The organism is Micromonospora sonneratiae (assembly GCF_042679305.1).
In the GTDB taxonomy this organism is placed as follows: Bacteria; Actinomycetota; Actinomycetes; order Mycobacteriales; family Micromonosporaceae; genus Micromonospora_H; species Micromonospora_H sonneratiae.
Map to the genome: position 1 here is coordinate 61556 of NZ_JBHTMP010000017.1, position 21522 is coordinate 83077.

Consider the following 21522-nt stretch of genomic DNA (forward strand, 5'->3'; position numbering starts at 1 on the left):
ATCACTCCGTCACTGGCAGGTCGTCCTGACGGATCGAGCCGATCAGGTGCGGTTTGCCGGAGGTCTCGTCGTACAGGGTGAAGTCGCGGTCGGCCGTCGTGCTGAACGCGACCGTGCCGGGCAACGTGATCGGCGTCTTGAACGACACGTCGACCGTGTACGCGTCGGGCAGCCGGCCGGCGAACGCCGCCAGGCACCGGGCCTTGCTCCACATGCCGTGCGCGATCGGGCGCGGGAAACCGAACATCCGGGCTCCCAGCCGGGAGGTGTGGATCGGGTTGTGGTCGCCGGAGACCCGGGCGTAGTCCGTACCCACCCGGCGATCCACCTGCCACCGGGCGGTAGCCGCCGGCGGTGCCGGTCGGTCCGCCGCCGCTGGCCGCTGGCCGTCCGTCGTCCGCTGCTCCCGGCTCAGGTACGTCGACACGCCCAGCCAGGCCACCACCCCGTCGATCGCTGCCGTGGCCACGACGTCGAACTGCTGTCCCCGGTCGTGCGGGCGCAGGTCGACGGCGCGTACCGACAGGTCGACGGGTTGTCCGGCGTCGATCGGCCAGTCCAGACTGATCCGGTTGGCCACATGGACCAGGCCGACCAGCGGGACGGGGAAGTCCGGCGCGGACATCAGTTGCAGGGCGAGGGGAAACGCCATCACGTGCAGGTACGTGGCCGGCAGCGTGTCGGTCAGCCGGAAACCACACACCCGGTCGTACGCGGCCAACCGGTCCCGGTCGACGGTGACGTTCCGGAGCAGGAGTTCGGAGTCGGGCAGGGTTTCGGGCCGGGGTGCCCGACCCGGCCAGGGGAGCAGCCCGACGGCCGCCCGACGGTGGAACGGCCCGGTTGCCGGCATTCTGGTCAGTTCGACAGTGGACATCTAAGCCCCCAGGAGGCTCTGGCCGCAGACGCGGACGACGTTGCCGGTCACGCCCCCGGACGCGGGCGAGGCGAACCAGGCGACGGTCTCAGCCACATCGACCGGCCGCCCGCCCTGCGCCATGCTGTTCATCCGTCGCCCGGCCTGCCGCAGCAGCGCCGGCATCCGGGCGGTCATCGCCGTCTCGATGAATCCGGGCGCGACCGCGTTGATGGTGATGCCCCGACCGACGAGCACCGGGGCCATCGACTGCACCAGCCCGATCACCCCGGCCTTGGAGGTGGCGTAGTTGGTCTGCCCCCGGTTGCCGGCGATGCCCGCGATCGAGGAGACCCCGATCAGCCGGCCGCCCGTCGGGATCAGGTCGCGGGCCAGCAGCACGTCGTTGATCCGCTCCTGGCTGGAGAGGTTGACCTCCAGCACCGAGTCCCACCAGGCCGGGTCCATCCGGGCGATCGTCTTGTCCCGGGTGATGCCGGCGTTGTGGACGACGATGTCCACCCGTCCGTGTCGGCCGGCGAAGTGGTTCGCCAGTCGGGTCGGCGCGTTGGCCGCGGTCAGGTCGAGCTGTAGCGCCGTACCCCGGATGGAGTTCGCGACCTCGGCCAGCGTGTCGCCGACGGGCGGTACGTCCAGCGCGACGACGTGCGCACCGTCGCGGGCCAGCACCCGGGCGATGGCCGCGCCGATTCCCTGCGCCGCGCCGGTGACCAGCGCGATCCTGCCGGCCAGTGGCCGGTCCCAGTCGACGTACGGCTGGTCGGCGGGCTGCCAGCCGACCCGGATCACCTGGCCGGAGACGTAGGCGGACCGGCCGGAGAGCAGGAAGCGCAGCGTCGACTCGATCGCGTACTCCGCGCCCGGGGTGACGTAGACGAGTTGGGCGGTCGTACCGCGCCCGAACTCCTTGCCGATGCTGCGGGTCAGGCCCTCCAGCGCCCGCTGGGCGGTGGCCTCCCGGGGTGACGCGCACACCTCGGGCGGGCTGCCGAGCACGATCACCCGGCCACTCGGTTGCAGGGTACGGGCGTGGGCGTGGAAGAAGTCGTAGAGCGGACGCAGCCCGGTCGAGTCGATGATCCCGGTCGCGTCGAAGATGAGCGCCGCGTTACGCGGCACCTGGTCGGTCCCGGGCTCGGCCGGTGCGATGGCCACCGTGGTTTCCGGACCAGCCGCTGCCGTGGCCTCCGACTCGGCTGATGTCGGTGCCGCCGGATCGGGTGAAGCCGGTGCCGCCGGATCGGTGGGTGTCGTCAGTGGATTCGCGACCGCCATGAGCGGGTCGCGTACCTCGACGCCGGCACCGCCGAGCAGAATGGCGACCGGTGCGCGCATCCGTCCGTTGGGTGCGGCGTCGAGCAGGACCGGGCCGGGGACCAGCGGGTCGCCGGGGCGGTATCGGCGCAGCCGGGGCGGGTCGGGCAAGCCGAGGCGTCTGACCAAGGCACGACCTGATCCGGAGCGGGCAAAGGTCGCGTACCTGTCGCTCATGGGCGTAGCCTACTCGTCAGTAGGGTAGTGGCAACCCGGGTTGGGAAGGGGAAACCGTGCAAACCGTACGTCGTGTCGCGGTCATCGGGGGTAACCGGATCCCGTTCGCCCGCTCGGGTGGACGCTACGCCAACGCATCGAACCAGGACATGCTCGGCGCGGCGCTGGATGGTCTGTTGGCCCGCTTCGGCCTCGCCGATCAGCGGGTCGGTGAGGTGGTTGCCGGGGCAGTGCTCAAACACTCCCGCGACTTTAACCTGACCCGCGAGGTGGTGCTCGGATCGCGGCTCGACCCGCACACCCCGGCGTACGACATCCAGCAGGCCTGCGGCACCGGGCTGGAAGCCGTGATTCTGGTGGCCAACAAGATCGCCCTCGGGCAGATCGAGGTCGGCATCGCCGGTGGCGTGGACACCACATCGGACGCCCCGTTGGCGGTCAACGAGGACTTCCGGCGTGCCCTGCTGAACATCAACCACTCCCGTACGGCCGCTGCCCGGCTCCGGGCCGCCACCCGGTTGCGTCCCACCCACCCGTTCCGGCCGGAGACCCCGCGCAACGCCGAGCCGCGTACCGGACTGTCCATGGGCGAACATGCCGCGATCACCGCCCGACAGTGGGGGATCAGCCGTGAGGCGCAGGACGAGTTCGCGCTGCGCTCGCACCAGCGGCTGGCCGCCGCCTACGATCGCGGCTTCTTCGACGACCTGATGACGCCGTACCTCGGGCTGACCCGGGACCAGAACCTGCGGCCGGACACCAGCCTGGAACGGCTGGCCGCCCTCAAGCCGGTCTTCGGCAACCGGGGGCCGGACGCCGCCCTGGCCACCATGACCGCCGGCAACTCCTCCCCGCTGACCGACGGCGCGTCGACCGTCCTGCTGGCCTCCGAGGAGTGGGCCGCCGAGCACCACTTGCCGGTGCTGGCGTACGTCACCTTCTCCGAGGTGGCTGCCGTCGACTTCGTACACGGCGACGAGGGGTTGCTGATGGCCCCGGCGTACGCCGTACCCCGGATGCTGGCCCGGGCCGGGCTGGCGCTGAGCGACTTCGACTACTACGAGATCCACGAGGCGTTCGCGTCGCAGGTGCTGGCCACCCTCGCCGCCTGGGAGTCGCCCGAGTTCTGCGAGAACCGGCTGGGGCTGGCCGCGCCGCTCGGACCGATCGACCGGAGCCGGCTCAACGTCAACGGCTCCTCCCTGGCCGCCGGGCACCCGTTCGCGGCAACCGGCGGGCGGCTGGTCGCCACCCTGGCCAAGCTGCTGGCCGAGCGGGGCTCGGGTCGCGGACTGATCTCCATCTGTGCCGCCGGTGGCCAGGGCGTGGTGGCGATCCTGGAACGCTGACCCGCGCGGTGGCCCGACTGTCCAACAACTGTTTGACGGTCGCCGGTCGGGCTTCCTAGACTCCCCAACATGTCTTTGGGAGATGGGTCGGCAGAGCGTGATCCGACCGTCGAGTTGCGGGCACTGGCCCATCCTGTCCGGCTGCGGATCCTCTCCCTGCTCACCGCGACGGAGATGACCGCCGCCGAGGTCGCCCGGGAGTTGGACCTCACCCACGCCAACGCCAGCTACCACCTGCGCCACCTGCTCGACGCCGGCGTCATCCAGATCGCTGGCGAGGAGCGCATCCGGGGCGGGGTCGCGAAACGCTACCGGTACGACGCGACGCGCGACTTCGACCGACGCCGGCCGTCGCCGGATGGTGCCGAACCGACCCGCGACCATCGCCTGCTCTACGCGACGCTCGCCACGGAACTGCGCCGTCGCAGCCAGCAGGCCCGCCGTTCGTCGAACAACTTCCTCACCGACGCCGAATTCTGGATCGACCCGGAGACCTGGCAGGCCGTACGGGAACAGATCGCCAACGCCGCCGAGACGTTGCACCGGGCGGCACAACCGCCCCGCGCCCCCGGAGCGGTCCGGGTGAGCGCCACCGTCGCGTTGTTCCAGATGGAGGACTGAGGTGGGCACCATGACATCCACGTTGGCGCCCCTGCGACACAGCGCCTTCCGCTACCTGGCTGCCGGCCGGTTCACCACGATGCTCGGCAACGCGATCGCACCGATCGCCCTGGCCTTCGCCGTACTCGACCTGACCGGCTCCGTACGCGATCTCGGGCTGGTCGTCGGTGCCCGGTCGTTGACCAACGTGCTGTTCCTGCTCTTCGGCGGGGTACTGGCCGACCGGCTGCCCCGGCAGGCGGTGATGGTGGTGGCCTGCACACTGGCCGGGGCCACCCAGGCGGCGGTCGCCACGTTGGTGCTGACCGACACCGCGACGATCCCACTGCTGATCGCGCTCGGTGCGGTCAACGGGGTGGTCACCGCGTTCGCGTTCCCGGCCGCTGCCGCACTGATGCCCCAGACCGTGCCGGCAGACCTGTTGCAGCCGGCCAACGCCCTCAACCGGCTCGGCGTCAACGCGGCCATGATCGGTGGTGCGTCGCTGGGTGGCATCCTGATCGCCGCTGTCGGCCCCGGCTGGGGGCTGGCCGTCGACGCGGCCACCTTCGCCCTGGCCGGGCTGACCTTCGCCCGGATCCGTGTCACCGGTGTCCGGGACCGGTCGACGTCCCGGCCCAGCACCTGGACCCAGTTGCGCGAGGGCTGGACCGAGTTCGCCTCGCACTCCTGGCTCTGGAGCGTGGTGCTCGGCTTCATGCTGATCAACGCGGCGTTGACCAGCGGGGTCAACGTCCTCGGTCCGGCCGTCGCGGACGACACGATCGGCCGACGGTCCTGGGGCATCGTGTTGGCCGTCCAGACCGCGGGCATGGTCGTCGGGGCACTGGTGGCGTTGCGGATCCGGGCCCGCCGACTGCTTCTGCTGGGGGTGGTCTGCATGATTGCCCAGGCGCCGGTGCTGGTGGCGCTGGCCTGGACCCCCCGGCTGGCCGTACTCCTGGTCGTCGGATTCGTCGCCGGCCTGACCATGGAGCAGTTCAGTGTCGCCTGGGAGACCTCGATGCAGCAGCACATCCCGGCTGACCGGCTGGCCCGGGTCTACTCGTACGACGCACTCGGTTCGTTCCTGGCCATTCCGATCGGGCAGATCGCCGTCGGCCCGGTGGCGTTGGCGATCGGCACCGGACCGACCCTGTTGGCCGCCGCTGGTCTCGTGGTACTGGCGGTGCTCGGCATGGTGGCCAGCCCGGGCGTACGTCGGCTGGAGAATGTCGCCCGGCCCAGCGTGACCGATCAGGTGCCGGCAGTAGCGGGAGCCGCCTGATCAGCCCGGCCGTGTCAAGGGTTGGTCACAGGGCGGTTGGTGGGCAGGCGCTGCGAGCAGGGATTTACTACCCTCGTCAGGTGACCACCACGCCACTGCCCCAGCCCGAGCCGGCGTTCATCCCGCCGTCCACCATGGAGCGACCGTCGGCCGTGCCCCGCCCCGGTCTCGGACGGGGCGCGCAGATCGGACTCGGCCTGGCGCTGCTGGCCCCCGCCCTGATCGCCCTGCTCTGGTCGTACGTGATCCCGTCCGTGTCGACCCTGCTCAAGAGCTTCCAGAAGGACAACCTGATCGGGCCGCCGAAATCCGTAGGTACGGCGAACTACGAGCAGTTCGCCGAGATCGGTCTTGGCTCGTTCGGGTTCGGCCTGCTGCTCGGCCTCGTACCGCTGCTGGTGGTGTTGGTCGTCGCGCCGCTACTGGCCTTCGTTGCCGATCGTGCCGGCCGCGTCGGCCGACTGGTCACCCGGGGGCTGCTGGCCGCCCCGCTGGCCTGCTACGCACCCACCGCACTCGCCACTGCGTGGCGGGCGTACCGGCTCGAGCCTGGCGCGTGGATGGAAAGCCCGTACGCCAGCACGCTCAGCATGGCCGCCGCGATGAGCTTCGGCCTGGTGGTCGCGGTCGCCGGCACCCTGTTCCTGAGTGCGGTACGGCGTCGTCCGGCGGGTGGCGGTGGGCGCGGGCTGGCGCTGCTGGCGGTTGGCGCCACCCTCGGCCTCGGGGTCGTCGCCGCTGCGCTGCAGTCCTCCACGTTGCAGTTCACCATCACCGGTGCGGGCACCGAGCGTGAGCTTGCCACGCCCACCTTCCTCGTCATGCAGCACGGCTTCCGGATGCTCAACATCGGACTGGCCGCAGCGGGATCCACCGTGCTCCTCGTGCTGCTGGCGCTACTCGGTCTGGTCGCCGTCGGACTGCTGATCCTCACCCGTACCCGGATCGAGTTCGACGGGTGGCGGGATCGCCCGGCACCGTCGACCGAGGCGGCGGCCGTGCAGCCGGCCGAAACAGCTTCGCAGCCGGCCGGGGTACCGGTGGCGCAGCCGACCGGGATGGTGGCGGTGGGACGCCGGTCCAACCCGGTCGCCCTGGTCCTGCTGGCCCTCGGGCTGGTGGTCTTCCTCGCTGTCGTGGGCTACGCACTGTGGCCGTGGTTGCGAAGTTTCTTCGGTGACACCGCGCCCCTGCCCGACCGGTTCTCGACCGGATCGGTGCTGGTCAACACCTGGGGGCCGACGCTGATCTCGGCGGTGGTCTCGGTGGGCATCGCCGCCCTCGGCGGCTTCGCGATCGGCGGTCTGCGCCCGCTGGGCCGCTTCAGCGAGGCGCTGCTGCTGTTGTTCGCCCCCTGGTTCTTCGTCGGCAGCGGTCCGCTGCTCATCGCCAACTACCTCCGGGCCCGCGATCTCGACCAGATCAACACGTTCATCGGGCTGATCCCGCCAAGCTGGGTGTCCATTCCCGCCCTGGTGGCGTTCACCCTGCTGTTCCGGGGGCAGCAGGCCCGTTGGCGGGCCGGCAGCGGCTTCGTGTCGAGCATGCTGCTGCCCGCGCTGCCGATGCTGGGGCTGGCCGGGCTGCTGACCTGGTTGCTGGCCGCGCAGGACCTGATCTGGCCGTACGCCGTCGCCCAGGCGGCAGAAATGCTGCCGGCACCGGTCGTGCTTCTCCTCACCGGTGGTACGAGTGCGTTCCGTGGTGGCGCGGCATCCGAGGCGATCGGCCTGGCCCTGCCGATTCCGATGGTGCTGTTGCTGTTGGCCGCCTTCGCGGCACTCCAGGTCTTCTACCTGGACCGGCTGGCCATCCGGGCCGGCCGGTCCGAGCAGCGGGCGTAAGGGAACAAGGCCAAGCGGTAACCGGAACGAGGCCAAGTAGTCAGCGGAACGAGGCCGAGACGTAGAAGGATCGACGACGCCAACGGCGAGGCTGCGGCGACGCCGCTATTCGGTGATGCCCCACCACTGTTTGACGTTGATGGCCGCGCCACCGGCGTTGTCCCCGAGGTTCGGGTCGTTGTAGGAGAAGACCAACTGCGAACTCGGGCCGGCACTGGAATAGGACATGCAACCGCTGTCGGTGCCGACCGGGAACCAGGCACCGGCACCGTAGGAGCGGCCGTTGGCGTGCAGCCACACCGATCCTGCGGTGACCTTGGCGATCAGCATGTACCGGGGCTCGCCGGGAGCGGGCCAGCCGCTGCCCGCCACCGGTAGCTCACCCGCGATGTTCTTGGTCGTACCCCAGTAGTCGATCCGGACGGTGCCGGCGGCGGTGATCCGCAGGGCGTCCTCGGTCTCCAGACCGGCCGGTGCCGCCCACGGCGTGTGCAGGTTGCCCGGCGCGAACCACGGTGCCTGGTCGGTGAACTGTGGGGCGAAGCTACGTCGGCAGCGGCCCAACGCCGTCTCGGTTGCCGAAGCTGGTAGGCCACCGCCAACCACAGCCAGTGTGATTGTCAGCGCGGCGGTGGACACCGCCGAGATGGTCGATCTGATCCGCATGGTGCTTCCTCTCGCGTGGGTGGAAGGCAGCCGGTCCTGGTGCCGGACCTGACGCGCTCCTCGCTGTCGGGAGGTAGCGCCCATGCCACATGATGGGGCCCGTGTTCAAGAGGGATCGGGATCGCCGTAGGAAGAAGAAGACGAAGAAGAGCGATGCCTGCGACTACTGCGACTTCTGCGATCCCGGCTGCGGCGACTGCAATCTCGGGCTCTTCGCCGCACTGCTGACCGTGGGATCGGTCACCGCCCGGGTGGCCCCGGTGCCGCTGGCCGACCGGGCCGGCCGGGCCGCGATCCTCGGTTACCGACGGTGGCTGTCCCACCGCTGGCCGGGAACCTGCCGGTTCACCCCGACCTGTAGCGCGTACGGCCTGGCGGCGGTCGAGCGGTACGGGCTGGCCAGGGGCGGACGGTTGGCCGCCGACCGGGTCCGCCGCTGCCGTCCCGAGGTGCCCCGGGGCACCCACGACCCGCTGCCATAGGCGGCCCGAACGGCAGTGGGGAATCCCGGTGGGGAAGAATTCGGTGCGTGACGAGTATCCCGAACGTCCTTGCCAACCGGTACGCCTCGGCAGAACTGGCCGCCCTCTGGTCGCCGGAGGAGAAGATCCGGATGGAACGGCGGCTCTGGCTGGCCGTACTCCGGGCGCAGCGGGATCTCGGCATCGCGCTGCCCGACGGGGTGGTCGAGGCGTACGAGCGGGTGCTCGACCAGGTCGACCTAGCCTCGATCGCGGCCCGGGAGCGGGTCACCCGGCACGACGTGAAGGCGCGGATCGAGGAGTTCAGCGCGCTGGCCGGGCACGAGCACATCCACAAGGGCATGACCTCGCGGGACCTCACCGAGAACGTCGAGCAGCTACAGGTACGCCGCTCGCTGGAGCTGATCCGGGACCGGGTGGTCGCCACCCTGGCCCGGCTGGCCCGCCTGGCCGTGGAGCACTCCGACCTGGTGCTGACCGGCCGGTCGCACAACGTCGCGGCGCAGGCCACCACGCTGGGCAAGCGGTTCGCGTCGGCGGCCGAGGAACTGCTGATCGCGTACGAGCGGCTGGACGACCTGATCGACCGGTACCCGTTGCGTGGCATCAAGGGGCCGGTCGGCACCGCCGCCGACCAGCTCGACCTCTTCGACGGCGACCCGGAGAAGGTCGCCGAGCTTGAGCGCCGGGTCGCCACCCACCTCGGCTTCTCCCGGGTGCTGGACAGCGTCGGCCAGGTCTACCCGCGTTCGATCGATTTCGACGTGGTGTCCGCGTTGGCGCAGACGGCCGCCGCCCCGTCGTCGCTGGCGACGACCATCCGGCTGATGGTTGGCCAGGAGCTGGCCACCGAGGGCTTCAAGCCGGGGCAGGTCGGCTCCAGCGCCATGCCGCACAAGATGAACACCCGGTCCAGCGAGCGGGTCAACGGCTTCGCGGTGATCATCCGGGGTTACCTGTCGATGATCGGCGAGCTGGCCGGTGACCAGTGGAACGAGGGCGACGTCTCCTGCTCGGTGGTCCGCCGGGTGGCGCTACCGGACGCCTTCTTCGCCGCCGACGGGCTGTTCCAGACGTTCCTCACCGTGCTCGACGAGTTCGGCGCGTACCCGGCGGTGATCAACCGCGAGTTGGACCGGTTCCTGCCGTTCCTGGCGACCACGAAGATCCTGGTCGCGGCGGTACGTCGGGGCGTCGGCCGGGAGGTCGCCCACGAGGCGATCAAGGAGCACGCGGTCGGCGTGGCGCTGGCCATGCGGGAGCAGGGGGCGACCGAGAACGACCTGTTCGACCGGCTGGCCGCCGACGAACGGCTGGGCCTGACCCGTACCGAGATCGACAAACTGGTGGCCGACCGGGCCGACTTCGTCGGCGCGGCTCCGGCGCAGGTACGGGCGGTCGCCGGGCGGGTCGCCAACGTGGTCGCGGCGCACCCGGAGGCAGCCGCCTACCAACCCGCCCCGATCCTCTGACCGGGGCCGCCCACCGGGTGGCCGCCAGCTGCGGGGCGTGGGAGTCGGCTGCGCGGTGCGGTCGTCAGCTGCGGGGCGTTGGAGTGGTGGCCGCGCTGCCCAGGTCGGGGGCGCTGGCCGGCTCCGAGATGGCGCCCAGGCTGGAGCTGCTGGCCGGTTGAGCGGTGTCGGTGGCCGCCAGCGGCTGGTCCGGGGGCGGTACGTCCGCCACCGGGTACGCGATCACGGCGGTGCCGTACGCGCACAGCTCCATCCACATCTCGCCGACCTCGCGGTGGTCGAAGCGCATCCCGATCACCGCGTTGGCACCGAGGCGGCGGGCTTCCTCACCGAGTTTGACCACCGAGTCGGTACGCCATCGGGTCAGGTTCTCCGGCGCCTTCGGGTCGTACGCGCCACCGCGTAGGTTCTTGACGCCTTCCCGGTACGGGTTACGCGTCCGAGCCATCGATGACACTACTTCGCCAAGGATCTGGCGGATCTCGTAGCCAGGTAGATGGTCCATCGTCACGACCAGCACGTTGTCGATGTTGTCAGAGAAACTGGTGGCCCATTTGTGAGGTCTGCTCGCGTCGGCGTGTTCTGCGAAACGGCGCGGCGCGGACGCCCGGGGGGTTCCGGGGACGTCCGCGCCGCGACGATCACGAGTGGCTATACGCCGGACACCGAGGTGATCCAGGCCCGGCTGGCGGCGACACTGCCATAGTTCTGGATGCTCTGGCCGTCAGCGGTCGAAGCCACCCCAACCTGCGCACCGTTGTAGAACTCGGGCCCACCCGAGTCGCCCCGCCACGCGTTTCCGTTGATCCGGCTGCTGCGGATGGCCGGCCCGCCGTACGCGTCGGTCGCGCTGGTGCTGGTGACCCGTACGCTGGCGGTCTTGAGCTGGGACGACGCGGAGCAGCCGCTGTAGCAGGTCATGCCCCAGCCGTAGATCGAGTTGGTGGAGCCGATTGGCGGGTTGGCGCTGGCCAGCGTCACGTAGGTGGTGCTGACCGCGCTGTCGAGTTGGAGCAGGGCCAGGTCGTAGCGGGACGACGACGAGACGACGTTGCGGGTCACGCCGCCGGAGGCCCGGTAGACGCTGCCGACGCGTACCGACATGGTTCCGCTGACGCAGTGCCGTGCGGTGAGCACCCAGCGGGACGAGATGATCGTGCCGGAGCAGGTGAACGAGCCGTTGCTGAAGACGGCAGCGGCCCAGGGGGCCGAGGAAACCGTGCCGCCGCCGATGATCGGCTGCGGGCCGGCGGGGGCGGCCGAGGCGGTGGCGGGGGCGGCCAGCACGCCGGCGAGGGCGGTGGCGAACACTGCCGTGACGAAGCGCAAGCGCATGGATGGGCTCCTTCCGAGGGGTGGCACCCGGGGTCTCCGGGTCGGTGAGCCGCCGCAGGCGGTGACTTGTCCGCCGTACGGGTTGACGCAACGGAACGTTCGGCGTGAATGACCGGACGTTCCGACGCCACACGCTAGGACGAGCGCCATCCATTCACAAGTATCAAACAAAAGTTGACCATCCCGGTCGGGTCATACGAGCCGTCGACCGGGTCGTCACCTGGGTCGTCACCTGGGCCGTCGACCGGGCCGTCACCCGGGCTGTCGAGGCGTCGACCGGGTGGCGGAACTGGTGCTTGTTTGGTGGGGAAACAGGCTGTCTGCGTAAAAAGTAGGTAATACTGTTACGGAGGGGCTGGCGTCCCACGTCGCGCTCGTCCCGCACCCGGTCCGGCCGGGAAGGATCCCGATGACGTACGTACTCGTCGCGCTCGGCACGTTCGTCCTGATCCTGCCGGTGGAGCTGCCGGACAAGACCTTCGTCGCCACCCTCGTGCTCAGCACCCGCTATCACCCGTTGCCGGTCTGGCTCGGGGCGGTCACGGCGTTCGGGGTGCAGAGCGTCCTCGCGGTCGCGGCGGGCACCCTGTTCGCCCAACTGCCCCGGCTTCCGGTGGCGCTGGCCGCCGCAGGGCTGTTCGTGATCGGCGGAATGCTGCTGCTGCGCGGCGCGCGACAGGCGGACGCCATGGAGTCCGAGGAGGAACGGCGGTACGCCGACCAGGTTCCCGTGGGCCGGCGGGGCTGGCGGGCGGCCGGCGCGAGTTTTGTGGTGCTGTTCACTGCCGAGTGGGGGGACCTGTCCCAACTGCTCACCGCCGGACTGGTGGCCAGTGGGAAGCCACCGGTGGCCGTGTTCGTCGGATCATGGCTGGCGCTGGCGGTGGTCTCCGGCGCAGCTGTGCTGCTCGGCCGCTGGTTGTTGCGTAGGGTCCGGCTCTCCCTGGTGCGGTATGTCGGGGCCGGACTGTGCTTCGCGCTCGCTATGATCACTGCGTTCGGCGCACTCCGCTGAGCGCGGCGGTGCCCTTCGCCGGGCGCGGTGATGTGACCGATTTGGGGCGACAACCGTACCGCGGAGTAACCGGCTACCTGCCGCGTGCCGGGATGACCGGTGCGTCACCTGCTCTCCCTGCCAGGTACGCTGGCCTTGCTCGCCCCTCGAGGGGCCGGATCCCCAAACTCCGTACACAGTCAGGAGTGCCCCGTGCCTCGCGTCGTCGTCGACGTCATGCTCAAGCCGGAGATTCTTGATCCCCAGGGCCAGGCTGTCGCAAACGCGCTGCCGCGGCTGGGCGTCAACGATGTGTCCTCCGTACGTATCGGCCGCCGGGTCGAGATCGAGTTCTCCGGTGAACCGGACCTCGACCGCGCCCGGGAGATCGCGGACAAGCTGCTGGCCAACCCGGTGATCGAGGACTTCTCGATCCGGTTGGTCGAGGCGGACGACACCGAGGGCGCTCGGTCGTGACCGCCCGCGTCGGTGTGGTGACCTTCCCCGGTTCACTCGACGACGGGGATGCCGCCCGGGCGGTACGGATCGCCGGTGCCGAGGCCGTACGCCTCTGGCACGACGACCCGGACCTGCACGGCGTCGACGCCGTGGTGCTGCCCGGCGGTTTCTCCTACGGCGACTACCTGCGCTGTGGTGCCATCGCCCGGTTCGCCCCGGTCATGCAGACGATCGTGGCCGCCGCCCAGGGCGGAATGCCGGTACTCGGCATCTGCAACGGCTTCCAGATCCTGTGCGAGTCGCACCTGCTGCCCGGCGCGTTGACCCGCAACGAGCACCTGCACTTCCGCAACCGCGACCAGGTGCTACGCATCGAGTCGGCGGGTACGGCGTGGACCAACGTGTTCCAGCCCGGCCAGGAGGTGCTCGTCCCGGTCAAGAACGGTGAGGGGCGCTACGTCGCCGACCAGCGCACCCTGGACGAGCTTGAGGCGACCGGTCGGGTGGTGGCCCGCTACGTGGGCGGCAACCCGAACGGCTCGCAGCGGGACATCGCGGCGATCACCAACGAGGCCGGCAACGTCGTCGGCATCATGCCCCACCCGGAGCACGCCGTGGAGGCGCTGACCGGCCCCTCTCTCGACGGCCTCGGCTTCTTCACCTCGATCCTCAAGCACCTGGCGGGAGCGCCGGCATGACCACTCAGTCCGACATCGGAGCGAGCGAGGCGGCAGAGGTGACCGTGCCGACCGGTGGGCCGGTTCCCACCCCACGAATCCCGGTGCCCACCGGCGAGGCGGCCCCGGTCGCCAACCCGGTCGACGCCGCAGCGGGCGACCTCGCCGACGGCCCGGACACCGTCCAGCGTGCCGTCGGGACGCCTGACGAACTCCAGCCGTACCCGGAGCTGGGTCTCCGCGACGACGAGTACGAACGGATCCGGCAGATCCTCGACCGTCGACCCACCCAGGCCGAACTGGCCATGTACTCGATCATGTGGAGTGAGCACTGCTCCTACAAGTCGAGCAAGGTCCACCTGCGCCAGTTCGGTGAGAAGGCACCGCCCAGCGACCGACTCCTCGCCGGTATCGGGGAGAACGCCGGAGTCGTCCAGATCTCCGACGAGCTGGCCGTGACCTTCAAGGTCGAGTCGCACAACCACCCGAGCTTCGTCGAGCCCTACCAGGGCGCGGCCACCGGCGTCGGCGGCATCGTCCGCGACATCCTGGCGATGGGCGCCCGCCCAGTCGCGGTGATGGACCCGCTGCGCTTCGGTGCGGCCGACCACCCCGACACCGCCCGGGTGCTGCCCGGCGTCGTCGCCGGTGTGGGCGGCTACGGCAACTGCCTGGGCCTGCCCAACATCGGTGGTGAGGTCGTCTTCGACCCCTGCTACCAGGGAAACCCGCTGGTCAACGCGCTCTGCCTCGGGGTGCTGCCGGTCGACCGGCTGCAGAACAAGGCGGCTGCCGGCGCGGGCAACGTCGTCGTGCTGATGGGGGCCAAGACCGGCCGGGACGGCATCGGTGGCGTCTCCGTACTGGCCAGCGCCACCTTCGAGGAGGCCAGCGAGCAGCGGCGTCCATCGGTGCAGGTCGGTGACCCGTTCACCGAGAAGCTGCTGATCGAAGCCTGCCTGGAGCTCTACGACGCCCAACTCGTCGTCGGCATCCAGGACCTTGGCGGTGCCGGCCTGACCTGCGCCCTGACCGAGACCGCCGCCGCAGCCGGCACCGGCATGCGGGTCTGGTTGGAGCGCGTGCCGCTGCGCGAGCCGTCGATGGAGCCGCACGAGATCCTGGCCAGCGAGTCACAGGAGCGGATGCTGCTCGTCGTCGAGCCGGAGAAGCTCGAAGCCGTGCTCAAGACCGCCGAGAAGTGGGGCGTACTGGCCACCGCGATCGGTGAGGTCACCCCGGCCCAGGCCGACGGCCAGCCCGGCCGCCTGCTGGTCACCTGGCGGGGCCACACGGTCGTCGACGTACCACCGGGCTCCCTGGTGGACGACGGACCGGTCTACGCCCGTCCGATGCGGGAGCCAGCGGACCTGATCCTGCTCCAGGCAGACCGGGCCGAGACGCTGCCCCGACCGGCCACTCCGGACGCGCTGCGCGAGACCGTGCTGCGCATGATCGCCTCGCCGAACCTGTGCGACAAGTCCTGGGTGACCGAGCAGTACGACCGCTACGTGCTCGGGAACACCATCCTGGCCCAGCCCGAGGACTCCGGCGTGATCCGGATCGACGAGGAGACCGGCCTCGGGGTCGCGCTCTCCGTCGACGGCAACGGCCGCTACGCCCGGCTCGACCCGTACAACGGGGCGAAGCTGGCGCTGGCCGAGTCGTATCGCAACGTCGCGGTCAGCGGTGCCAAGCCGATCGCCGTCACCAACTGCCTGAACTTCGGCTCGCCCGAGGACCCGGGTGTGATGTGGCAGTTCGCCGAGGCGGTACGCGGCCTCGCCGACGGTTGCGCCGAGCTGGGCATCCCGGTCACCGGTGGCAACGTGAGCTTCTACAACCAGACCGGGGCGGCAGCCATCCACCCGACGCCGGTCGTCGGCGTGCTCGGCGTGCTCGACAACGTCGCGGAGCGGGTGCCGATGGGCTTCGCCCCGACGACCGGTGCGGAGCGCGACCTGATCTTCCTGCTCGGCGAGACCCACGTGGAACTCTCCGGTTCCGAGTGGGCCTGGGTGACGCACCAGCACCTGGGCGGTGTCCCGCCGAAGGTCGACCTCGGCCGGGAGCGGGTGCTGGCCGACACGATCGCCGAGGCGGCCCGCGTCGGTCACCTGCGTTCGGCGCACGACCTTTCCGACGGCGGTCTCGCCCAGGCGCTGGTCGAGTCGACCCTGCGCTACGGCGTTGGCGCCCAGATCGCGCTGCCGGAGGAGTTCAGCAACGGCTCGATGCCGTTCGTCTACCTCTTCAGCGAGACCACCGGCCGGGCGCTGGTGACCGTGCCGCACGGCCGGGAGAAGGCGTTCACGGCGCTGTGCGCCGAGCGGGGCCTGCCCTGGTCGCTGATCGGTGTGACCGACGCCGGCAGCGGTCAGTTGGAGATCCGTGACCAGTTCGCGGTGAGCCTCGACGAACTGCGTACCGCCTTCACGTCGACCATGCCGAACCTTTTCGGAGGTACGGTGACCGGCTCGGTGCCCGAGGTCGAGGTGGCCGAGGTCGAGGTGGCCGAGGCAGCTGAGTCGGCGGATGTCGTCGAGTCGTCGCTACCGGCCGGCTCCGCCGAGGCGGGCACGGCGGACGACGCCGCCGACGCCTGAGGACATGACCGGAACGTCCGCCCGGGGCGAGGGGGTGTACGCCCAGCCCGGGGCGGGCGCTCGGTTCGACTGGGGCCTCGGCGGGGCGGCCGAGCTGGGCCGCGTCTGCGCGGTGCTGGTGGTCGTCGACGTGCTCTCCTTCACCACCGCCGTGCAGGTGGCGGTCGGGCGGGGCATGCGCGTGCACCCGTTCCCGTGGGGTGCCCAGGCCACCGACTATGCCGTACGGGTTGGCGGCGTCGCGGCGGTCGGCCGGAGTGAGGTGACCCGGGACCGACCCTGGTCACTGTCGCCAGCAGCGTTGCAGACCGCCCCGGTGGTGTCGGACCTCGTACTGCCGTCGCCGAACGGCTCAGCGATCTGCGCCGCAGCCGCCGCAACCGGACGCCCGGTGGTCGCGGGCTGCCTCCGTAACGCGTCCGCCGTCGGCCGCTGGCTGAAGCGCCACGGGTACGGCTCACGGGACGCGCCGATCGGCGTGATCGCGGCCGGGGAACGTTGGCCGGACGGCACCCTGCGACCCTCCATCGAGGACCACCTCGGCGCGGCGGCGGTTCTCGACATGTTGTCCGCCGTGCCCGCCGGTCTGTCGGTGGAGGCGGCGATGGCCCTGGCCATGCTGGCCAGCGTCACCGACGTGCCGGCGGCCATCCGAGGGTGTGTCTCCGGGCGGGAACTCGTCGAGCGGGGCTACGCCCAGGACGTCGAGATCGCCGTACGGGTGGACGTCTCGGACGTGGTGCCCGTGCTGCGCCAGGGAGTCTTCGTCGCCGGCTGAGGCCAGTCTGCACAGCCGTACGGGCCAATCTGCACAGCGGTACGGGCCCCGCCCCAAGTGGGCGGTTCCCGACGCCCAAGACGGCCGTGGCGGGCTGATGCCTCACCTGAGGGAGAGACGCCAACCCGCCACCGGGAGTTCTCGTCGGTCACGGGCCAACAGGTCGCCCGTGACCGACGTACTCAGTCGTCCAACCAGTCCAGTGAGCGACGTCCGGACCGGTTCTGCTGCTGCGGCGGACCGTCGATCCGGGTCCGATCATCCTGGGGCGGCTCGTTGTAGTAGCCGCCCTGGTCGTAGCCCCGCGAGTCGTACCCGTCGCCGCGCTGATCAGCCGTCCGGCCGTAGCCGCCCCGATCGTCGTAGCCGCCCCGGTCGTCGTAACCCCGGCCAGCGGTCGGCTGCCCGTAGCCCTCCTGGCCGGAACCGTAGCCCCGCTGGTCGGATCCGCCGGAGCCGTAGCTCTCGGTCGAGTCGTAGCCGCCGCCCGCACTCGGCGCGCCGTAGCCGCCGCCTTGTCCGTAGCCGCCGGCCCGCGGAGCGTCGTACTGACCGGGCTGACCGTAACCGCCGGTCGCCTCGTGACCGCCGCCGGCTCCCGGCTCCCGGCCGTACGACTGGGTCGAACCGTAACCCCGGTCGGCCTCTGCGGACTGACCGAAGGCACCGGTCGCGTAGGGGTCGGCGGGTGCGCCGTATTCGGTGTTGCCGCCGTCGTAGCGGCCGGTCGGCTCGTCGTAGCGCTGCTCGCCGTAGCCGCCGGCCCCACCGCCGTAGCCGCTGCCGGAGGACGGCGCGTTGCCGTAGCCTGCGCCGGACGCCGGGGCGTTGCCATAGCCGCTGCCGGAGGACGGGGCATTGCCGTAGCCCGCGCCGGACGCCGGGGCGTTGCCGTAGGTGCCGCCGTAGCCGCCGGCCCCGGCTTCTGCGCCGTAGCCAGCGGAGGGGGCGTTGCCGTAGCCGCTGCCGGAGGATGGGGCGTTGCCGTAGCCTGCGCCGGACGCCGGGGCGTTGCCGTACGTCCCTGCGCCGTAACCGACCTGGGTGGGCGCGGAGCCGCTGCCGTAGCCGTCGTCGGCCCAGTCCTGCTGCCGGCCAGCACCGTAGCTGGGTGGTTGCGGAGTCTGTTGCGGCAGCGGAGCGCCGTACGGGTCGGGGAACTCGTCGTCGACCAACGGGCGGTTGTGCATCATGGTCGGCGCGTCGGCCAGCGACGGCCGGGCGACCATGGTCGCGTCAGCCCCGGAACGGCTGGCGATCCGAGTCTCGTCAGCATCGCCACGGTAGCCGCCCCGACCGGACGAGCCCCTGCTCGGGCCGTCGTTGTCATCGTCTTCGTCGTCGTCGCTGTTGTCCTTGCGCCGCATCAACAGCAGCACGATCGCGCCGACGCCCAGGGCGACGAGCAGACCGCCGACGATGATCAGCAGCCAGGACACGCCACTGGACTCTTCTTCGTTGCTGGCGGCGTTCTTCTCGCCGGCCTCAGCGTTCTCGGTCGGCTCGGCGCTCTCGTCGGTGCCGGGCTCCTCGGTGGCTTCCTCCGTCGGTGCCGCACTGGGATCTGCCGTTGGCGTCGGTCCGGCCAACCGCAGCTGGATCGTCTGACCCGTCAGTCGCTGTCCGGCGTTGGCGCTGACGTCCTTGGCCTGGCTGATGCCATCCTTGGAGGCGGTGATCCGCATCCGACCGGGGGTGATCGGGTTGCTCTCGCTGCCCGAGAACGAGTACCGACCACTGCTGTTCGTCGTCGTCGTGAAGTTCTTGCCCCGCGCGTCCATGAGGGTGACGTCCGCATCCGCCACGCCACTTCCGCCGGTGGCGGTCACCTTGCCGGAAACCTCGGCCACGGTCTCCACCGCAGGCTTACCGATCAGGGTCACCCGAACGCTGCCCTGCTCGTCCTGGCCGGCGCCGTCGGAGGCTGTGACGGTGATGATCGCCGTCTCGTTGTTCGTGGCGGTGCCAGAGAACCGGAACTTCGCCTCGAAGCTGCCGCTTTCCTCGACGTTGCCCCGGGAGCAGCCGTCGACACAGGTCAGCTTTCCATTGTTGGAGCTGACCGAGATGTTCGCCGATCTTCCCGCGATCGGGTTGAACGAGACGTTGTAACTGACGGTCGTCGTGCCGCCAGCTTCGATCGAGTTCGGGGACGCGGAGACGTTCCCGATCCTCGGCGCGGCCAGGGCGGGTGTGGAGGGGATGGCTAGCAGGGCACTGGCAGCCAGCGCCAGGACCACACCGGCCCGCTTGATCCAGGCTTGTCGGTGTGTTGTCACGTCCACCGCCTTCCGGGCTGGCCTTCCAGCTACGCTGTGCAGCCGGCAGGCGTCACCGTACGAGTACACCGTCGGCAACTATGCCTTGTCCGACTGGATCGGCGCGACCCAGGGGCAGCGTGATTTGCCGCGCCTGTCCGTCGTATTGTCCCGTTGTGTCCTCTCCGCACAAAAATTTTCCAGCCGTGACGACGGCGATGGCGGCGCTCGACTCCGGGTGTACGCCCGATCGGGAAGTGCTACGTGACGCGGTCCGGACGTTGTTGTCGGAGTTGGCTCGACGTGCCCCGGGCCGTTCGGTGGAGGTGCGAGTCCCACCTTACGGTGCAGTTCAATGCGTTGCAGGTCCGCGACACACCCGTGGTACGCCGCCCAACGTGGTCGAGTTGGATCCGGTCACCTGGCTCAGGTTGGCCAGCGGCCGACTGGGGTGGCTGGAGGCCGTGGCGCAGGGGAGCGTCCGGGTCAGTGGTACCCGAGCGGATCTGTCCGACTACCTTCCGCTGCAAATATCGGACAGGTAGCCATTGGAGTCGCGTTAAGTGGTCAAATCGTGACTCTTCGTGCCCGCTGCGGCCTCGCGTACACTGTTGAAGCGACGGCGGCCCCGGTTATGGTGCGGGATTGCGGCCAAATAGACCAGCATGAGGGAGCGGCAGGTGCCCCGAGGCGACGGCCGGTTGAGTCATGAACTAGACCCCCAACGGCCCGGCCCGCAAGATGCGTGCGGCGTGTTCGGAGTCTGGGCACCCGGCGAAGAAGTGGCGAACCTCACCTATTTCGGTCTCTACGCTCTCCAGCACCGAGGCCAGGAGGCGGCGGGGATCGCGGTCAGCGACGGCTCCAGCGTCGTCGTCTACAAGGACCTGGGCCTGGTGGCGCAGGTCTTCGACGAGCCGACCCTGGCGAGCCTGCGTGGGCACCTCGCCATCGGGCACACCCGTTACTCGACGACCGGTGGGTCCACCTGGGAGAACGCCCAGCCGACGATCCGGTCCACGACCGCCGGCACGACCATCGCCCTGGCGCACAACGGCAATCTCGTCAACAGTGCGGACCTTGCCAGGGAGATCAGCGAGCGGGGCCTGGAGGCGGACAGTTCCACCTCCGACACCTCGCTGGTGACCACGCTCCTGGCCAGCCGTCCGGATCTCTCCGTCGAGGCAGCCGCGCTGGAGCTGCTGCCGACGCTGCGTGGCGCGTTCAGCTTCGTCTTCATGGACGAGACGACCCTCTACGCGGCCCGGGACCCCTACGGCGTACGCCCGCTCGTGCTCGGGCGTCTGGAGCGCGGCTGGGTGGTGGCCAGTGAGACCGCCGCCCTCGACATCGTCGGCGCCAGCGTGGTCCGCGAGGTGGAGCCCGGTGAGCTGATCGCCATCGACGAGGACGGTCTGCGTTCGGCCCGGTTCGCCGCGCCGGAGCCGAAGGGCTGCCTCTTCGAATACGTGTACATCGCCCGGCCGGATGCGACCATCGCCGGCCGTAACGTGTACGCCTCCCGGGTGCAGATCGGGCGGCAGCTCGCCAAGGAACACCCGGTCGAGGCCGACCTGGTGATCCCGGTGCCGGAGTCCGGAACGCCCGGCGCGATCGGCTACGCCGAGGAGTCCGGCATCCCCTACGGTGCCGGCCTGATGAAGAACCCGTACGTCGGGCGTACCTTCATCCAGCCCTCGCAGACCCTGCGTCAGCTGGGCATCCGCCTGAAGCTGAACCCGCTGCGGCAGAACGTGCGGGGCAAGCGGATCGTCGTGGTCGACGACTCGATCGTGCGGGGCAACACCCAGCGGGCGATCGTCCGGATGCTCCGCGAGGCCGGTGCACTGGAGGTGCACGTACGCATCTCCTCCCCACCGGTCAGGTGGCCGTGCTTCTACGGCATCGACTTCGCGACCCGGGCGGAACTGCTGGCCAACGGGCTGGACAACGACGGGATCCGCCGGTCCATCGGGGCAGACACGCTGGGATACGTCTCGCTGGCCGGCCTGATCGCGGCCACCGAGCAGCCGAAGACCCGGCTGTGCCGGGCCTGCTTCGACGGGGAGTACCCGATCGACCTGCCGGCCGGGAACCTGATCGGCAAGCACGTGCTCGAAGGCGTGGAACGCCGGGTCTCGGGTCAGTCGTCGGCGGCTGCGGAGCAGGACGCCGGGGCCGGTGCGGACCTTCCTGATTTTGATGACCAATCACTCGTCGCCAGTCCGAGCGGCGCCGATGCCACATCTCGCCGGTAACACCGACCGGTGCGGCCCATTCCCGTGGGCTGCAAGCTCCGCCCGGTCTGCCGGCCGGGCGGTAACCGCAACCAATCGTCGAGCCATC

18 protein-coding genes and 1 pseudogene are annotated in these 21522 nt (G+C 70.3%); 13 read left to right on the forward strand and 6 right to left on the reverse strand.

The genetic code is table 11. From position 1 onward, the window contains the following. Position 1: 1 nt before the first annotated feature. Positions 2 to 877 carry a MaoC/PaaZ C-terminal domain-containing protein gene (locus tag ACFQ4H_RS13490; RefSeq protein WP_377570654.1) on the reverse strand — a complete coding sequence of 292 codons (876 nt, stop codon included), beginning with the start codon at positions 875 to 877 and terminating at the stop codon, positions 2 to 4. Then, a complete protein-coding gene (locus ACFQ4H_RS13495; protein WP_377570656.1) occupies positions 878 to 2368 on the reverse strand; it encodes a 3-oxoacyl-ACP reductase in 1491 nt (496 codons plus the stop codon). A gap of 56 nt (positions 2369 to 2424) precedes the next feature. Between ACFQ4H_RS13495 and ACFQ4H_RS13500 the strand changes: the two genes are divergently transcribed. From ACFQ4H_RS13500 to ACFQ4H_RS13515, 4 genes are all read left to right on the forward strand, one after another. Further along, entirely contained in the window at positions 2425 to 3717 is a 1293-nt protein-coding gene (locus tag ACFQ4H_RS13500) for an acetyl-CoA C-acetyltransferase (RefSeq protein ID WP_377570658.1), read from the forward strand. A gap of 69 nt (positions 3718 to 3786) precedes the next feature. Further along, on the forward strand, positions 3787 to 4338 hold the full coding sequence (locus ACFQ4H_RS13505) for an ArsR/SmtB family transcription factor (protein ID WP_377570660.1): 552 nt from the start codon (positions 3787 to 3789) through the stop codon (positions 4336 to 4338). Between the two features lie 10 nt (positions 4339 to 4348). After that, entirely contained in the window at positions 4349 to 5605 is a 1257-nt protein-coding gene (locus tag ACFQ4H_RS13510) for an MFS transporter (protein ID WP_377570662.1), read from the forward strand. Between the two features lie 80 nt (positions 5606 to 5685). Next, complete coding sequence (locus ACFQ4H_RS13515; protein ID WP_377570665.1) at positions 5686 to 7449, forward strand: ABC transporter permease family protein; 1764 nt, start codon at positions 5686 to 5688, stop codon at positions 7447 to 7449. Between the two features lie 105 nt (positions 7450 to 7554). Here ACFQ4H_RS13515 and ACFQ4H_RS13520 read toward each other — a convergent pair whose 3' ends face one another. Beyond that, the gene (locus ACFQ4H_RS13520; protein WP_377570668.1) at positions 7555 to 8115 is read right to left on the reverse strand and encodes a hypothetical protein; all 561 of its coding nucleotides are present in this window, start codon (positions 8113 to 8115) and stop codon (positions 7555 to 7557) included. 92 nt (positions 8116 to 8207) lie between these two features. Here ACFQ4H_RS13520 and yidD point away from each other — a divergent pair, with 92 nt between their 5' ends. After that, positions 8208 to 8597, forward strand: coding sequence for a membrane protein insertion efficiency factor YidD (gene yidD, locus ACFQ4H_RS13525; protein ID WP_377570758.1), 390 nt, complete (start codon positions 8208 to 8210; stop codon positions 8595 to 8597). A 47-nt stretch (positions 8598 to 8644) separates the two neighbouring features. Further along, on the forward strand, positions 8645 to 10069 hold the full coding sequence (gene purB / locus ACFQ4H_RS13530) for an adenylosuccinate lyase (RefSeq protein WP_377570671.1): 1425 nt from the start codon (positions 8645 to 8647) through the stop codon (positions 10067 to 10069). Between the two features lie 64 nt (positions 10070 to 10133). On the opposite strand, the pseudogene ACFQ4H_RS13535 reads toward purB, so the two are convergent. Then, positions 10134 to 10680: pseudogene (locus ACFQ4H_RS13535) on the reverse strand (YbjQ family protein); the annotation flags it as partial. Positions 10681 to 10720: 40 nt separating this feature from the next. After that, on the reverse strand, positions 10721 to 11404 hold the full coding sequence (locus ACFQ4H_RS13540; RefSeq protein ID WP_377570673.1) for a S1 family peptidase: 684 nt from the start codon (positions 11402 to 11404) through the stop codon (positions 10721 to 10723). Positions 11405 to 11813: 409 nt separating this feature from the next. Between ACFQ4H_RS13540 and ACFQ4H_RS13545 the strand changes: the two genes are divergently transcribed. The 5 genes from ACFQ4H_RS13545 to ACFQ4H_RS13565 all read left to right on the forward strand — a co-directional run bounded on the left by ACFQ4H_RS13545 (position 11814) and on the right by ACFQ4H_RS13565 (position 16918). Next, positions 11814 to 12419, forward strand: a complete 606-nt coding sequence (locus tag ACFQ4H_RS13545; protein ID WP_377570675.1) for a TMEM165/GDT1 family protein — start codon at positions 11814 to 11816, stop codon at positions 12417 to 12419. A gap of 192 nt (positions 12420 to 12611) precedes the next feature. Then, on the forward strand, positions 12612 to 12875 hold the full coding sequence (purS, locus tag ACFQ4H_RS13550) for a phosphoribosylformylglycinamidine synthase subunit PurS (RefSeq protein ID WP_377570677.1): 264 nt from the start codon (positions 12612 to 12614) through the stop codon (positions 12873 to 12875). Continuing rightward, entirely contained in the window at positions 12872 to 13555 is a 684-nt protein-coding gene (purQ, locus tag ACFQ4H_RS13555; protein ID WP_377570679.1) for a phosphoribosylformylglycinamidine synthase subunit PurQ, read from the forward strand. Before purS ends, purQ begins: the two co-directional genes overlap by 4 nt. After that, positions 13552 to 16140, forward strand: a complete 2589-nt coding sequence (gene purL, locus ACFQ4H_RS13560; RefSeq protein ID WP_377570681.1) for a phosphoribosylformylglycinamidine synthase subunit PurL — start codon at positions 13552 to 13554, stop codon at positions 16138 to 16140. The genes purQ and purL overlap by 4 nt, the downstream gene beginning before the upstream one ends. A gap of 4 nt (positions 16141 to 16144) precedes the next feature. Then, positions 16145 to 16918, forward strand: coding sequence for a 2-phosphosulfolactate phosphatase (locus tag ACFQ4H_RS13565; protein WP_377570682.1), 774 nt, complete (start codon positions 16145 to 16147; stop codon positions 16916 to 16918). Positions 16919 to 17100: 182 nt separating this feature from the next. Here ACFQ4H_RS13565 and ACFQ4H_RS13570 read toward each other — a convergent pair whose 3' ends face one another. Beyond that, the gene (locus ACFQ4H_RS13570; RefSeq protein ID WP_377570684.1) at positions 17101 to 19197 is read right to left on the reverse strand and encodes a carboxypeptidase-like regulatory domain-containing protein; all 2097 of its coding nucleotides are present in this window, start codon (positions 19195 to 19197) and stop codon (positions 17101 to 17103) included. A gap of 197 nt (positions 19198 to 19394) precedes the next feature. Between ACFQ4H_RS13570 and ACFQ4H_RS13575 the strand changes: the two genes are divergently transcribed. After that, complete coding sequence (locus tag ACFQ4H_RS13575; RefSeq protein ID WP_377570760.1) at positions 19395 to 19721, forward strand: sterol carrier family protein; 327 nt, start codon at positions 19395 to 19397, stop codon at positions 19719 to 19721. A gap of 135 nt (positions 19722 to 19856) precedes the next feature. Then, positions 19857 to 21434 (forward strand): amidophosphoribosyltransferase, encoded by a 1578-nt coding sequence (gene purF / locus ACFQ4H_RS13580; protein ID WP_377570686.1) that lies wholly within the window; start codon positions 19857 to 19859, stop codon positions 21432 to 21434. Positions 21435 to 21522: the final 88 nt, after the last annotated feature.

What these genes read in the sequence shown, in the direction of transcription:
- ACFQ4H_RS13490 (WP_377570654.1), bottom strand. Translation starts at nt 877, where the DNA reads ATGTCCACTGTCGAACTGACCAGAATGCCGGCAACCGGGCCGTTCCAC.
- ACFQ4H_RS13495 (WP_377570656.1), bottom strand. Translation starts at nt 2,368, where the DNA reads ATGAGCGACAGGTACGCGACCTTTGCCCGCTCCGGATCAGGTCGTGCC.
- ACFQ4H_RS13505 (WP_377570660.1), top strand. Translation starts at nt 3,787, where the DNA reads ATGTCTTTGGGAGATGGGTCGGCAGAGCGTGATCCGACCGTCGAGTTG.
- ACFQ4H_RS13510 (WP_377570662.1), top strand. Translation starts at nt 4,349, where the DNA reads ATGACATCCACGTTGGCGCCCCTGCGACACAGCGCCTTCCGCTACCTG.
- ACFQ4H_RS13520 (WP_377570668.1), bottom strand. Translation starts at nt 8,115, where the DNA reads ATGCGGATCAGATCGACCATCTCGGCGGTGTCCACCGCCGCGCTGACA.
- yidD (WP_377570758.1), top strand. Translation starts at nt 8,208, where the DNA reads ATGGGGCCCGTGTTCAAGAGGGATCGGGATCGCCGTAGGAAGAAGAAG.
- ACFQ4H_RS13540 (WP_377570673.1), bottom strand. Translation starts at nt 11,404, where the DNA reads ATGCGCTTGCGCTTCGTCACGGCAGTGTTCGCCACCGCCCTCGCCGGC.
- ACFQ4H_RS13545 (WP_377570675.1), top strand. Translation starts at nt 11,814, where the DNA reads ATGACGTACGTACTCGTCGCGCTCGGCACGTTCGTCCTGATCCTGCCG.
- purL (WP_377570681.1), top strand. Translation starts at nt 13,552, where the DNA reads ATGACCACTCAGTCCGACATCGGAGCGAGCGAGGCGGCAGAGGTGACC.
- ACFQ4H_RS13565 (WP_377570682.1), top strand. Translation starts at nt 16,145, where the DNA reads ATGACCGGAACGTCCGCCCGGGGCGAGGGGGTGTACGCCCAGCCCGGG.
- ACFQ4H_RS13575 (WP_377570760.1), top strand. Translation starts at nt 19,395, where the DNA reads ATGGCGGCGCTCGACTCCGGGTGTACGCCCGATCGGGAAGTGCTACGT.